General features: G+C 44.4%; 13 protein-coding genes. 7 read left to right on the top strand and 6 right to left on the bottom strand.

Translation table 11 applies throughout. The annotated features are described in order from the left end of the window. Positions 1-78: 78 nt before the first annotated feature. Genes CHA01nite_RS19730 through CHA01nite_RS19740 form a run of 3 tightly spaced genes read right to left on the bottom strand, consistent with a single transcriptional unit; the run spans position 79 to position 3038 of the window. Positions 79-393, bottom strand: coding sequence for a hypothetical protein (locus tag CHA01nite_RS19730; RefSeq protein ID WP_146944597.1), 315 nt, complete (start codon positions 391-393; stop codon positions 79-81). Positions 394-399: 6 nt separating this feature from the next. Further along, on the bottom strand, positions 400-2547 hold the full coding sequence (locus tag CHA01nite_RS19735) for a beta strand repeat-containing protein (protein ID WP_146944598.1): 2148 nt from the start codon (positions 2545-2547) through the stop codon (positions 400-402). Between the two features lie 5 nt (positions 2548-2552). Beyond that, positions 2553-3038, bottom strand: coding sequence for a T9SS type A sorting domain-containing protein (locus tag CHA01nite_RS19740; protein WP_146944600.1), 486 nt, complete (start codon positions 3036-3038; stop codon positions 2553-2555). 160 nt (positions 3039-3198) lie between these two features. Here CHA01nite_RS19740 and CHA01nite_RS19745 point away from each other — a divergent pair, with 160 nt between their 5' ends. After that, positions 3199-5205, top strand: a complete 2007-nt coding sequence (locus CHA01nite_RS19745) for a tetratricopeptide repeat-containing sensor histidine kinase (RefSeq protein WP_146944602.1) — start codon at positions 3199-3201, stop codon at positions 5203-5205. Here the strand turns inward: CHA01nite_RS19745 and CHA01nite_RS19750 are convergent. Continuing rightward, positions 5185-5892, bottom strand: a complete 708-nt coding sequence (locus CHA01nite_RS19750) for a LytR/AlgR family response regulator transcription factor (RefSeq protein WP_146944604.1) — start codon at positions 5890-5892, stop codon at positions 5185-5187. The genes CHA01nite_RS19745 and CHA01nite_RS19750 overlap by 21 nt on opposite strands. A gap of 658 nt (positions 5893-6550) precedes the next feature. Between CHA01nite_RS19750 and hflX the strand changes: the two genes are divergently transcribed. From hflX to CHA01nite_RS19780, 6 genes are all read left to right on the top strand, one after another. Further along, positions 6551-7780 (top strand): GTPase HflX, encoded by a 1230-nt coding sequence (gene hflX, locus CHA01nite_RS19755; RefSeq protein WP_146944606.1) that lies wholly within the window; start codon positions 6551-6553, stop codon positions 7778-7780. Beyond that, complete coding sequence (locus tag CHA01nite_RS19760; protein ID WP_146944608.1) at positions 7781-8410, top strand: DUF4919 domain-containing protein; 630 nt, start codon at positions 7781-7783, stop codon at positions 8408-8410. Between the two features lie 24 nt (positions 8411-8434). Next, a complete protein-coding gene (locus tag CHA01nite_RS19765) occupies positions 8435-9715 on the top strand; it encodes a cation:proton antiporter (protein ID WP_146944610.1) in 1281 nt (426 codons plus the stop codon). 9 nt (positions 9716-9724) lie between these two features. After that, positions 9725-10459, top strand: a complete 735-nt coding sequence (locus tag CHA01nite_RS19770; protein WP_146944612.1) for a DNA alkylation repair protein — start codon at positions 9725-9727, stop codon at positions 10457-10459. Between the two features lie 231 nt (positions 10460-10690). Further along, positions 10691-11029, top strand: a complete 339-nt coding sequence (locus tag CHA01nite_RS19775) for a DUF6122 family protein (RefSeq protein WP_146944614.1) — start codon at positions 10691-10693, stop codon at positions 11027-11029. A gap of 263 nt (positions 11030-11292) precedes the next feature. Continuing rightward, positions 11293-12363 carry a calcium:cation antiporter gene (locus CHA01nite_RS19780; protein ID WP_146944616.1) on the top strand — a complete coding sequence of 357 codons (1071 nt, stop codon included), beginning with the start codon at positions 11293-11295 and terminating at the stop codon, positions 12361-12363. A 317-nt stretch (positions 12364-12680) separates the two neighbouring features. Here the strand turns inward: CHA01nite_RS19780 and CHA01nite_RS19785 are convergent, their stop codons facing one another. Together CHA01nite_RS19785 and CHA01nite_RS19790 are read right to left on the bottom strand one after the other, a co-directional pair. Further along, the gene (locus CHA01nite_RS19785; RefSeq protein ID WP_146944618.1) at positions 12681-13061 is read right to left on the bottom strand and encodes a group III truncated hemoglobin; all 381 of its coding nucleotides are present in this window, start codon (positions 13059-13061) and stop codon (positions 12681-12683) included. 112 nt (positions 13062-13173) lie between these two features. After that, entirely contained in the window at positions 13174-13506 is a 333-nt protein-coding gene (locus CHA01nite_RS19790; RefSeq protein ID WP_228458471.1) for a hypothetical protein, read from the bottom strand. Between the last annotated feature and the right edge of the window lie 44 nt (positions 13507-13550).

Consider the following 13550-nt stretch of genomic DNA (forward strand, 5'->3'; position numbering starts at 1 on the left):
GGACAATATAAAAGCCTTTACAGATAAAACTGCAAAGACTTCATATATATAAAGAAACTTATTTTTAAAGGTACCTCATCAATCTTTCGGAATGGTTTTCCTGATTTCCTGAATGGTCAGGTTGCGGCTTGAAAGCAATTTTTCCTTGTGGTCCTGCGGGGCATGGGATATCGTTTGTGGCTTTACCGCAAGCCCTTGTTCTGATGCAAGCTTCACTACAGATGGTTTTTCGGAGGTACGCTGTTGCGCTTCTGTTATCATTTCAGCTTCAAATGCTTTGGCTTCTTTGTAATTAACGGCTTCCTGAACCTGGGTTTCGGAATCTTTTCTGTTTTCCTGAGCGTAGGCATGAAGGCCACAGGCCAGGAACAGGGTGATGTATAGTGATTTCATAATATTTTATTTAATGCTTACTAATACTTTTATTTTACCGGTTTCTTTTTGATCATAGTCCTGCAGGGCTTTTCCGATGACCTGCCCTATTTTTACTTTCTCAGGATTTGCTTTCATGGCAACGCCGGGTTGTGAAGACGTTACCAGAAGGTCTCCTCTTTTAATTATGCCGCCTTCCAGGCAAACTTTGGCAGGAATGACGCCGATCACGCCCATCGGAACTTTGCCCGACAGTTCCGAATCAATATTTTCTTCCGTTAAAAGAACCCCCGGCTTTGTGGCGTATACGCCGGCTATTAAATTGGAGTAGGGTTTTGAAGATTTCCCGACGGTGCGGTCGGCATCGGTGGAGATGACCAGGATGTCTCCCGGTTCATAGCCGGAAGCATTGCCTTCCACATCAAAAGCTTCAGCCACGTCTGCCCCACTGTTCTGTGTTCCTCCATTGAAAAATGCCGTTCCCGATTTATTGATCCGGGCTACGTTGGTATTTCCACTCTGAAATACAGCAAGATTCCCTGAAGATCCGGTATGGTTGACCAACAGAACGTTTCCCGTCCCGTTGGTGGAGACATGAACTGTAGGGTTTCCGTTGTTCGGATTTGTGTTGGAGAACCTTCCGGCTTTCCCCGTACCGAAACTTGGAATCCATCCATAGATTGCATTTCCGCTGCCATCTACAGTTGCTTCTACCCCATTACCGATACCTCCGGCATTAGAGGTAATTCCGTTGCCACTGCCTTCACTGACGGCCAGTACGGCAGGTCCTGTCCCGGAAGCACTTCTCTGGTAAAATAATCCGCCGAAGCCTCCCGTTCCTACCGACTCGCCGTATACCCCGGCAGTCCCGAAATTAGCAAAAATAGAATTCACTTTGCCATGTACCGCTGCAGAAGTACCGTTGGTATTGTTTACCGTAAAGTCACCGGCATTTCCGTTTCCTACGCTGGATACCTCAAGCGTGGTTGACGTGTTGTCGCTGTTCAGGTTTTCGAATTTTCCGGCTCTTCCGGTACTGTTATTAATACCGACCTGGCCGTAGACGCCGATTCCGTTACCGGAAGTGTTGGTTGCTATAAAACCGCGAACACCATATCCTCCGCCGTCATTTCTTCCGACCACGGCTCCGGCAATGTCACTGGTGTTCCTTCCCACAATAGCCTCTCCTGCTCCGTTATTATCGCCTACAAGTCCGGCCGAGGTCTGTACCGAGGTTACTCCGTGAATGGCAAAACCGGCGCCTGATGTGCTGTAAATTCCTTTACCGGTACCTGTGGTTGAGGCGTTGATTACATTTCCGTTTCCTACCGTATTGGCATTAAGGGCATTGTTGTTATTGGCAGTATTAAAAATGGAGACACTGGCTGCAATGCCGCTTACACTGGTAGCATTAAGGCCTGTTCCGGTACTGCTGTTGCCATACAGTCCGTACCCGGAGCCCGTTGAGTTTCCGTACACGCCGATTCCGGAAGGCGTTACGCCATAGCTCCCCCATCCGGATCCGTCCTGGCTTCCGTATACCCCGATTCCCAAGCCACCGGTTCCGTTGTTCATTCCCTTTACGGCAGAAGAGAATCCTCCCGGAGACGTATTGGTAATTGTTCCCCTTACAGCAGCAACATTTGAAGTCGTCGTCGTGTTTATGCCTTCAAGAGAAATTCCGTCCCCGTTATTAGTTAAAGAGAATAAAGCACCCGCATTTGTAGAAGTGTTGGTATAGGGTACAGTAAAAGCAGTTCCACCGCTTACTCCGCCTGCCGATTTGGCAAACAGGGCATAAGGCACACTCAGCAGCTGGCTGGTTCCGGTGATGGTATAGGCGGTTCCGCCCGCCGGATCGGTCTCCGTCTTCAGATAGTAGCTTCCTGAAGGCCAGTTGATGGTATTAAACGTTCCTGAAAGCACCGTTCCCGTTCCAAGCTCCACCGTTAACAGTCCGTTTGCATTGGTGCTGCCTGTAAGTCGTTCAGAATATACCAGCGTACCAGATGGCGAGCCCTGTAAGACACTTACCCGGACTCCGACGTTCTGATTGACTAAAACCTGCCCGGACGCATTCCGGATAATGGCCTGATAGCTCATTTTTTCGGGAGCCTGCGCAAAAGTAAGCGTTGTACCCAGCATGAGGCCCGCTGCCAGTAATATTTTTTTCATGATGATTATTTTTTAATGATTTTAAATGTTTTGATGTTTTTGCTTTTCTGATTGATCCTGACCAGATACATAGCCGAAGGCAGCGACGAAAAATTAAATTCCGACTTCGGCTCTGTGATCTTTTCCGTTCTGATCAGTTTGCCCTGTGCATCGAACAGCTGATATTCCGAGCCTTTAAAATCCCGGGTGGTAAAATCCAGATACAGGAAATCTTTAACCGGATTCGGATACAGTAAAATTCCTTCTGCAGATGAATCGGTAGCTTCTCCGGTAGCCAGCGTAATGATTTCGTATACCTGCTGTACCCCTTCGGATACCTGCCCGTTGCTGCCTTTCGCAAGGTAAGCGGCCTGGCCCACGCTGTAAGAAACCGAGCCGTTGCCTCCTGTAGTGTTCATTCCCGCCGTCATCACTGCTGACTGTGCCTTGAGCATGGAAACAGGGACGAAAAACGATATCAGAAAGAAGCATTGAATGGATGTTCTATTCATATAAATCTGTTTTTGTGGTTACATGTTTTAGATAGATAAAAGCGTTGATGCGGCTAAATTACCCTATAATGCAAACGGATCTTTTTAAAATAGACGAACGACGCGAAAAATCGACAAATGACATTTGATAAAATATTATCTTCGTGAGAAATAACACATTATGGTTACGAGATCCCTTCTTTTCATCTTATTCCTGCCGCTTACCCTGGCATCGCAGGAATTTTCAAAGCTGGAATATTTTAAATCGGAACTGAGAAAAAATATTTCTGAAGAAAGACGTTTTGCCCTGCAGCAGAACCTTATCGATATTTACCGGATTTACAATCCCGACAGCTGTTTTGCCTATACACAGAAGAATCTTTTCCTGATCCGTAAGAACCACTGGAATGTTAAAAAGGGGAAAACCCTGCTGGGGCTTGTCAGTTATTACACTGAAAAAAACAATACCGGCCAGGCATACCGGTACAATAAAGAATCGGCTGCCCTCAATACAACAAACAAAGATCTTTACAGCCTTGCCGACAACTATTATCTATCCGGCCGGCTGGCGCATCAGAAAGGAGAGCATGCAGAGGCGGTAAGAAATTATCTGAAGACCGTGGACCTGGGAACGAAAAGCAGGAACCTCTGGATCGTGAATTCCGCTTACCGGAGCCTTGCTTTTTTATATCTGGATGAATCCAATAAAGAAAAGGCCTATGAAAACATCGGCAAAGCCCTGAAAATCGCCGGAGAATCCCATTCTCAGGAAGCTCTCGGATTTTGCCACGGTGTGCTGGCAGAAATGGAAAGAAGCCTCGGGAAACCCAGAGAAGCACAGGTACATTTTACCAAAGCCTATGAATATTTTAAAAATACGGAAAACGAATTCGGACAGGCGTGGCTGCTCACCAACTGGTCTTTACTGGATGTGGACCATTTGGCGAGAGGTTTTAAAATGCAGCAGGAAGCCCAGAAGATGTGGGATAAAATTTCGCCCCATCATTATATGTCGGTTGCCAACCATTACAATATGGCCTTTTCCTATCTGGAATTTTACAAGCAGTATGAAAAATACAGAAGTCAGTTACCCTGGAGAAAAGGGCAGCTCTTAAAAGAAGCCCGGAAGGAATTTGCCATCAGTAAAAAAATTGCTGCCGGCAACAACAATAAGCAGTGGGTGATGTTCAATTACGGAGGCTTGTCGGAACTCAGCAGGCTTGAAGGAGATCTGGATGGCTTTGCCGAGAACTTCCAGCAATATTACAATACCAGAGACTCTATTTACTCCCAGAGCCGGAAGAACGAAATGGCTAAACTGGAAAGCCAGAAAGTGGTTGAACAGAAAAACAAGGAAATTGCCCTTAACAAACTCATCATCAGAAACAAAGAAAAGGAAAAGCTGTACTACCTTCTCGGGCTTCTGGCGTTTCTGATTATCGGGATCCTGATGTTTTTCCTGTACCGGCAATCAACAAGGAACAGCAACCGGCTTGAAAAGCTGAATGCCGAACTTGATAAAGCCAATAAAACGAAAATGAAATTCTTCGGAATCCTGAACCATGACCTCCGGAGCCCGGTAGCCGGACTGATCCATTTCCTCCACCTGCAGAAAGAAGCCCCCGGCCTTATGGATGCCGAAACCCAAAAGCGCCTTGAAAACAAAGTAATTACCGCATCTGAAAACCTGTTGCAACAGATGGAAGATCTCCTCCTCTGGAGCAAAGGACAAATGGAACATTTTGCGCCTGAAATGAAAGCAGTCCAGATAGGTACCGTTTTTAAAGACATTGAAAAGAATTTTTCCTGGGTGGAAAACGTCCGTTTCCAGTTTGATTTTCCTGAAAGTATGGTCCTGCTGACCGATATAGAATACCTTAAAACCATTATCCGGAATTTAACCAATAATGCCGTCAAGGTCCTGGAGCAGAAAGAAGGTGAAAAAATTATTCTGTGGAAGGCCTATTCGGACGGAGAAAAAAATTTCCTCAGCATCACCGACAACGGCGAGGGTGCTTCCACGGAAAAGTTCAGGGCTTTATTTGACGACAGCGTCACCATCGGGACCAAAAAAGGGCTGGGGCTTCATCTGATTCGCGACCTCTCAAAGGCCATCGGGATGGAAATTGAAGTAAAAACGGAAAAGAACAGAGGCAGCACGCTCATTTTAAGTTCCGAAAAAGTCTAGATTGCTTTTATATGCCCTCCCGACCGGAAGCTTTACCTGATGTACCAGCTCTACTTCATGGGCATGCCTGCTCCTGATGAGGTGGCGCGGAACCGCATAGCTCCGGTGGATCCTGACGAAAGAGCCGAAATGGCTTTTATTCAGCATACTTCCGATGGAATCCAGGATGCAGTACCTCTTTTCGGAAGTTACAACCCTCGTGTAATCCTTCAGGGCTTCCAGGTAAAGGATGTCGCTGATTTTTATCTGTGAGATATGGCCGCCTTCCTTTATTTTGATGGTATTCTCCCCGATCAGCATATCAAAGTTTTCAGATTTCTCTTTCATTTCGAAAAAATCAAAAAGCTTCTGCATGGAGTGCCGGAAACGTTCCGATTTCAAAGGTTTGGTAAGGAAATCAAACGTATCGACCTCAAAGGTATCGATAGCATATTCGGGATGGGAACTTACAAAAATACAGGCCGGGACCTTCCGGCTTATTTTCCGGAACTCAATTCCGCTCATTCCGGGAAGATCGATATCCAGGATCAGAAGATCAACCGGAAGATGCAGATGCGGCAGCGCTTTCTCCGCAGCGTCAAAGGAGCCGACCAGCACCATATTTTCAAACTGCCTGATCTGCTGCTGAAGGACAAGCCGGTCCAGCTCGTCGTCTTCGATAATCATACATCGGATGCTGCCTGTCATCGGAATATCAGTTTAAATTATAAAACGTAAACAGTTAGGTTCAACTATGTGGTAAAGGTATTAAATTTCTATAAATCAATATTATAAAAACCTTCAATTAATGTTGAATCAAAAACACATTTCGCTGGAAAGCAGGAATAAGGACGCCGGAATTTTCTCCTCTAATGTTTTATACCAACGCAATTTAAATTAACGTGAGTTCAACCTTAGTGCTATCATATTCAGTCAATTATTGAATTCAAAAATAAAAATGAGACTGACTCAGTCAGGGTTTTGGATATCGTTATCTTGCCGGAACAAATAAATGGTTCACGGTTCTGACAGGACTTCATCCTATCCTGTACTAAGCCATCCATCTAGGACTTTAAAATGATATAAATCCGTCCCCGCTTGAAGAACTAAGCCCGGTTATTCAGGATTTAATAAGAATTCGTTTGATAAAGCGATGACCTGTTCAATTTGATAATCAATATCTTAGATCCGGTGTCTGGTAAGAGAAACTTCCGGCATCCTGCTTCCAACCTCTTAATCCAGATCCTTCATCGAGTTCACGTTAAATTAAAGCCTGATACCTTATCAATCCGTGTCCAAAAAATCGTCTTGTTTTTTTTCCTGAAAAATAGTATCTTGTAAATCTTACCAATACAGATAGAATTTAATGCTAGAAAAGAAAGAACATAATTACGAAAAGGCCGTTTTGGTGGGTGTGGTAACGCAGCACCAGGATGAAGACAAGCTTCAGGAATATATGGACGAGCTTGAGTTTTTAGCCTTTACGGCCGGTGCTACCGTAGACCGTCGTTTTACCCAGAAATTAACACAGCCGGATTCCAAGACTTTTATCGGAAGCGGAAAGGCACAGGAAATAAAAGAATACGTCAAAGAGAACGCCATTGGCACCGTTATTTTTGATGACGAGCTCTCCCCTTCCCAGCTGAAAAACCTGGAACGGGAAATGGAAGTGAAGATCCTTGACCGGACCAACCTGATCCTGGATATTTTTGCCCAGAGAGCAACGACTTCCTATGCAAGGACACAGGTGGAACTGGCCCAGTACCAATACCTTTTACCGCGGCTGACCCGGATGTGGACCCACCTTGAGCGTCAGAAAGGGGGAATCGGGATGAGAGGTCCGGGGGAAACGGAGATCGAAACCGACCGGCGTATTATCCGCGACCGGATCTCCCTGCTGAAAGAAAAGCTGAAAACCATTGACAAGCAAATGGCGACCCAAAGGAATAACCGCGGAAAAGTGGTAAGAGCTGCCCTGGTAGGCTATACCAATGTTGGAAAATCTACCCTGATGAACGCTTTATCGAAATCTGAAGTTTTTGCCGAAAATAAATTGTTTGCAACGTTGGATACGACAGTGAGAAAAGTGGTCATCGGGAATCTTCCTTTCCTTCTAACGGATACCGTAGGATTTATCAGGAAATTACCGACCCAGCTGGTGGAATCCTTCAAGTCTACCCTGGATGAGGTCCGTGAGGCGGATCTTCTGATCCACGTGGTGGATATTTCCCACGAAAGCTTTGAAGACCATATCGATTCCGTGAATCAGATTTTAATGGAAATCAATGCTCATCAGAAGCCGATGATCATGGTTTTCAATAAGATCGACGATTTCAGCTATCAGAAAAAAGACGAAGATGATTTAACCCCTTCCACAAGAAAAAACATTTCCCTGGAAGAATGGAAAAACACCTGGATGGCCAAATCCAAATATCCGACGGTCTTCATTTCGGCACTGACGAAAGAAAACTTCCCGGAAATGAAGAAGCTGATCTACGACGAGGTCATGAAGATCCATATCTCAAGATTTCCTTATAACGATTTCCTTTTCGAATATTTCGATAACGATGAGGAAGAAGAAATCCAAAAAGAATAGATGAAATATCCCTTTTTCCTATTCCTGGTTTTCATTTCGGTTTTCGGTTTCAGTCAGAAGCCGAAAACCGACCTTAAAACAATTGAGAAAGTTCTTAAAAACGAAAAGTCCGCGTACAATTACGAGAAGCTTATTTTTAAATACAAAGCTTATCCGAGGTCGCTGGACACTGTTGAAGCACGGTATCTCTACTACGGGAGGAATTTTAAGAAAGACCCCGTCCTTACTACCGATCCGGATTTTAAAAGTTTAACGGAAGCTTTCAAAGCCAATAATTTCCAGGACTGTATCCGGCAGGGAAAGATCCTTTATGATAAAGACCCGACCAACCTGGATATCCTTCTGATCCTTCTGAAAGCCTACGACTACCAAAAAGACGGTGATAATTTCATGTACCACCTGAGCCAGTTCAGGGCTTTAACGGACGGCATGAAATCTTCCGGCGACGGCAGAACCGAAAAAACACCCTACCTGGTCAATTCCGTGGGCGATGAATACATCCTGCTGAATATCCTGAATTTAGGACAGGATTATACAAGAGGTTCAAAATCCGTAAAAGACGGGATTCTCGACATCTGGGAAAAAGACAGCAACAAAGTTTATATTAAAGTACTTTATATTGATTATTAAAAATTTAAATTAAAAAACACCTTAGTGGAATTATATTATTCATTTTCAGCCCTTATCGTTCTGGCATCCATCTTTTCATATCTCAATTACCGGTTCCTTAAACTTCCGAGCACCATCGGAATCATGGTGATTGCCATTGTGGTTTCCATTTTTCTGGTTTCTTTCGGGGAAGCGGTTTTACCGAAAACCTACGGGCACCTTCACAATCTGATGACGGGCATCGATTTTACCGAAGTCCTGATGGGCGCCATGCTTAATTTCCTGCTTTTTGCAGGAGGGATCCACATCAATCTGGACGACCTCAAGGAACAGTTCCGGCCGGTCCTGATTTTTTCCACGGTAGGCGTGCTTATTTCCACTGTTGTTGTAGGATTCGGTATGTTTTACCTGCTGCCCTTTTTAGGCATTCAACTGCCTTTTATATACTGCCTTCTGTTCGGGGCTTTGATTTCCCCTACGGATCCAGTAGCTGTTCTCAGTATTCTGAAGCAGGCCAAGGTATCGAAATCACTGGAAACAAAAGTCGCCGGAGAATCGCTTTTTAATGACGGTATGGCTGTGGTAATTTTCTCGGTAGTCCTTCAGCTTGCCATTGGCGAGCAGGTGGACTTAGGACTTGAGAGTATCGGAATGCTGCTGCTGAAGGAAGCCGGCGGAGGGCTTTTGCTGGGGATTATTCTGGGCTGGATCACTTCCAGGCTGATGCGTGAAGTGGATGATTATATTATTTCCGTGCTGGTTACTCTTTCCGTGGTGATGGGAGGTTATCTTATTGCCAGGCAGCTGCATATTTCGGGGCCACTGACGATGGTCGCCGCTGGGCTTTTTATGGGTAATTTCAGTCTTAAATTCAAAATGAAATCCATCACCCAGGACTATCTGATCAAATTCTGGGAACTGATCGATGAAATCCTTAATGCGGTGCTATTTCTTTTTATCGGCTTTGAGCTGTTGATGATTAAAGATTTAAGGCATTTTATCATTCCGGGACTGGTGGCTATTGTTATCGTGCTGCTGGCCAGAGTCATTTCTATCTGGGGGCCTACGAAATTTATGAAACGGACCTTCAGTCCGCAGACCGTTAAGGTTCTGGTCTGGGGCGGAATCCGCGGCGGGGTTTCCATTGCTTTGGCAATGTCTGTTCCCAAAAACGAATACAGTGAGATTATTTTAAGTATTACCTATTGTGTAGTCGTGTTTTCCATTATCGTTCAGGGGCTTACCATTGGAAAAGTTGCCAATCCGAATAAAATTGCCATTGAGGAAGAGAAACTGGAAAATGTTGCTTTAAAAGAGAACACCTAATTTAATCTCATGCATTCTCCCCCTGAATATTCTGCCGTTAAAGAAATAAAAGAGGCGTTAACTGCACTTGCGGTTTCTGAAAAAGCGGAGTTTTTTCCGAAGTTTTTTAAAACGGGCAAAGGCGAATACGGCGAAGGCGATCTGTTTATAGGCGTAAAAGTTCCGGACCAGCGGCTGGTGGCAAAAGAATATTATGAAAAAATTTCACTGCAGGAGCTAAGCCTTCTTCTTTCATCCGGATATCATGAGCACCGCCTGACCGCCCTTTTTATTTTAACTTTTAAGTTTGAAAAAACGAAAGACGGAACAGTACAGGAAACCCTTGTTGAATTTTACCTGAACCATCTTCAGTACATCAACAACTGGGATCTGGTGGATTCAAGCTGCTATAAAATACTGGGCCGCTACTGCTTTGAAAACCAACATGAGGATCTGCTCCGAAACCTTTCCCATTCCGATATGATGTGGCATAAGAGAATAGCTGTTGTCGGAACCATGCATTACGTAAAGAAAGGGTCCTTTGAGCTGACGAAAGAATTCGTTACCCGGAATTTAAAACATCCTCACGATCTGATGCATAAGGCCAACGGCTGGCTGCTCCGGGAAATGGGGCAGAAAAACCAGCAGGAACTTATTGATTATTTGAACCGGTACTACCAGGAAATGCCCAGAACCTGCCTGAGATATGCCATTGAAAAGCTGGATGAAGCCCTGCGGCAGGATTATCTGAAAGGCCGGATCTAAACCCGTTACAACAGCCGGATGGTCCTGCTGGACCGGAAATCGGTCTGAATTATGAGATCATATTTAATATGAAAGGATACAGCAAAGACTTTGGTTCAGCACAACACACTGTCAAAATCTCTGATCTTCCTTTTTATGGACTTTCCGGTTAGAGAATCTGCTCATACGGTAAGCTCATCACCTTTATTTCTTTATACTTAAATTTATCACTCATTTGAACAGATTCGGATTATGGATTCTTCACACCTTGCTTTGCTTAAAACTTTTACCCACTATTTCCTTCACTTCATTTTTCCGGCGTTCATTGCCCTAACGTTCTACCGGAAACACTGGAAGAAAGTTTACCTCATCCTCCTGGCGACCATGCTGGTGGATCTGGATCATCTTTTTGCCCATCCTGTTTTCGATCCGGACCGGGCCAGTGTGGGATTTCATTTCCTGCATTCCTATTATGCCATAGCGGTGTATTTTTTGATGCTGTTTTTTAAAGGAAATATCAGGATTATCGGGATCGGGCTGCTGTTCCACATGCTGACGGACCTGCAGGATTTTTATCTATGGAATCATTGATAAAAGCTGAATCTTCAAAATTTTACCACACAAGTCACAAAAGATTTTAATCTGCTTGATAAAGGCCGTCAGTGACAATCCGAAAAGTAGATAAAAGTTTTGTAAAAATCTTTGATTTTTATTGGTTATGATTTTTGTGATTTTGAATTCACAGAATAAACATCCTGAGACTTTTACGGTTGAAAGAAATCTAAATAAGTTTTTATGAATATTTCCTTTGGATATTTTAAAAACCGTCGATTTTTCGTATTTTACGAAGGCTTATGAAATTAAAAGAACTTTTACATTATACGTATATTTTCCCGGTTCTGGCCGTGGGGTATTATTTTTCCGGGCTGATGGGAACGGGCGTGGTATTTGACCTCATCGCAGGCATTTTACTGACGGGCAGCGTGCTTTCGGCGGTTCATCATGCTGAGGTGGTTGCGCATAAAGTCGGGGAACCTTTCGGGACAATCATCCTGGCCCTCTGTATCACCATCCTTGAAGTGGCGCTGATCATTTCCCTGATGGTTGCCGGCGGAGACCAGGCGATTACCCTGGCGAGGGATACCGTTTTTGCAGCGGTGATGCTGATCCTGAACGGGATCCTCGGCATCTGCATCCTGGTAGGCGGGGTAAAATATTACGAACAGTTCTTTGCGAGGACTTCCGCCACCACTTATCTGGTAAGTATCGTTTCGATCCTGATTTTAACTTTGGTGCTGCCGAATTTCACATCAAGTGTCAACGGACCTTTTTACAACCAGGCCCAGCTGATCTTCGTATCAATTGCCTGCCTGGTGATTTACGGAGTTTTCCTGATGGTGCAGACGATCCGGCACCGGAATTATTTCATTGCACCGGAAGAACATCCTGAGGAGCATTATGCCCCTTCGGTAAAAAAGACTACTATCAGCTTTGTCTTTTTAGTGATCTGCCTGGCTATTGTGGTGGTGATGGCCAAAGGGCTTTCCTCCACCATTGAAGACATGGTGCAGAGCTTCGGCGCTCCGAAATCGTTGGTCGGTGTTATCATTGCGGCGGTCGTATTGCTTCCGGAAGGAGTTGCAGCAATCCGGGCGGCGCGCAGCAACCAGATCCAGTCGAGCCTTAACCTCGCGTTGGGTTCTGCACTGGCAAGCATCGGCTTAACGATTCCCGCCGTTTCCGTGGTCTGTATCCTTTACGATATTCCGTTAGTTCTCGGACTGGATAAAAAAGATGTGATCCTGCTCTCCCTTTCGGTATTCATCGTCATGCTTTCGTTAAGCCGCGGAAAAACGAATATCCTCTATGGAACGGTATTACTGGTGAACCTGGCCGCCTATATTTTCACGGTGATTGTGCCTTGAGAGGGAAGCTGGGTGCCGGATGCCGGAAGTTTTCCGTTTAAATATTACCGGCAGTCTTAAATAATGGGAGCTTTAGGTACAAATGAGAGAACGGGCTGGAAGAGGGATCCCGGATGCGGGAAGGTTTTGACAAAACTATTATTAAAGGTGTTTTTTGTTAAAGTCAATCTGTTTAGATCCTGAGCTATTCGCAGCTCTTATTTCGTAAAACTTGACATCATAAATATCATCGAGCTCAATTTGCTCTAGTAACAACTTAGAACCGAATTTTTATATTCAATTCTGAACTTTAAACTTATAACGCTAAACCTTAAACCCTACAGCCTTCTGGCAAGGTCCATTTTGAAAGCCATCAGCTTAGCGATGTTTTCGGCTTTATAAATCGCCTGATCCGCATCCTCTCCGGCGAAATGCTCCTCGACGGTGGCCGTCCAAAGCTTCAGCCAGCGGTCGAAATGCTTCTGCTCCATTGCCCGGATCTCATTGATCGGGAAATGCGCACCCATCGGGTTTCCCTTATACGACATCTGCCCAAACAAAACCGATTCCCAGAATGCATACATCTTCGGCAAATGTTTGGCCCAATCTACCCGGGCAATCTCATTGAAGAAAAGACCGATCTCTTCATCCTTAATGACTTTACCGTAGAACGAATTCACCAAAAGCTCAATATCTTCTCTCGATTCCAATTTTTTCATGATTCAAAGGTAGGGTAAAAGTTGGATTGCAGAATGGATTGTGGGGTTGATGTATTTCAGGTATTGAGAGATTTAGGAGAGTTTTAAAGCTTTGAAACAGGAAAGGAATGAATTACTTATAATCGAAACGGTCTTCATCTGGATACCAGTAACGAGTTAATGCTGGTACTAATGCACCATTTTCATAATCCTCTATATAACTTTCTAAAGAACCTGCCGTACCAAAACCAACTACCCTCCCAGAGTTTTTTTCTACTAAAAAAGGAGAATGCCCTGCCAAAGATTTATTAAAATTGCCTGTTAATACATATTCTTTCGACTGATAATCGTAAATATTACCATACGGTTTTTTGATCGTCAAGTCAGTCAGTATTACGACTTCAATATCCGATCCTCCAAAATGTTGTGCTTTACTCTCTAAATAACGTTCTGCTATGGCTAGCATTTCCCGATCTGTTAACATGATTATTTATAATTCTTATAATTTCT

This window comes from Chryseobacterium hagamense (assembly GCF_007991455.1).
Classification (GTDB): Bacteria; Bacteroidota; Bacteroidia; order Flavobacteriales; family Weeksellaceae; genus Chryseobacterium; species Chryseobacterium hagamense.

What these genes read in the sequence shown, in the direction of transcription:
- hflX (WP_146944606.1), top strand. Translation starts at nt 6,551, where the DNA reads ATGCTAGAAAAGAAAGAACATAATTACGAAAAGGCCGTTTTGGTGGGT.
- CHA01nite_RS19790 (WP_228458471.1), bottom strand. Translation starts at nt 13,506, where the DNA reads ATGCTAGCCATAGCAGAACGTTATTTAGAGAGTAAAGCACAACATTTT.
- CHA01nite_RS19785 (WP_146944618.1), bottom strand. Translation starts at nt 13,061, where the DNA reads ATGAAAAAATTGGAATCGAGAGAAGATATTGAGCTTTTGGTGAATTCG.
- CHA01nite_RS19735 (WP_146944598.1), bottom strand. Translation starts at nt 2,547, where the DNA reads ATGAAAAAAATATTACTGGCAGCGGGCCTCATGCTGGGTACAACGCTT.
- CHA01nite_RS19775 (WP_146944614.1), top strand. Translation starts at nt 10,691, where the DNA reads ATGGATTCTTCACACCTTGCTTTGCTTAAAACTTTTACCCACTATTTC.
- CHA01nite_RS19740 (WP_146944600.1), bottom strand. Translation starts at nt 3,038, where the DNA reads ATGAATAGAACATCCATTCAATGCTTCTTTCTGATATCGTTTTTCGTC.
- CHA01nite_RS19770 (WP_146944612.1), top strand. Translation starts at nt 9,725, where the DNA reads ATGCATTCTCCCCCTGAATATTCTGCCGTTAAAGAAATAAAAGAGGCG.
- CHA01nite_RS19760 (WP_146944608.1), top strand. Translation starts at nt 7,781, where the DNA reads ATGAAATATCCCTTTTTCCTATTCCTGGTTTTCATTTCGGTTTTCGGT.
- CHA01nite_RS19780 (WP_146944616.1), top strand. Translation starts at nt 11,293, where the DNA reads ATGAAATTAAAAGAACTTTTACATTATACGTATATTTTCCCGGTTCTG.
- CHA01nite_RS19750 (WP_146944604.1), bottom strand. Translation starts at nt 5,892, where the DNA reads ATGACAGGCAGCATCCGATGTATGATTATCGAAGACGACGAGCTGGAC.
- CHA01nite_RS19745 (WP_146944602.1), top strand. Translation starts at nt 3,199, where the DNA reads ATGGTTACGAGATCCCTTCTTTTCATCTTATTCCTGCCGCTTACCCTG.
- CHA01nite_RS19730 (WP_146944597.1), bottom strand. Translation starts at nt 393, where the DNA reads ATGAAATCACTATACATCACCCTGTTCCTGGCCTGTGGCCTTCATGCC.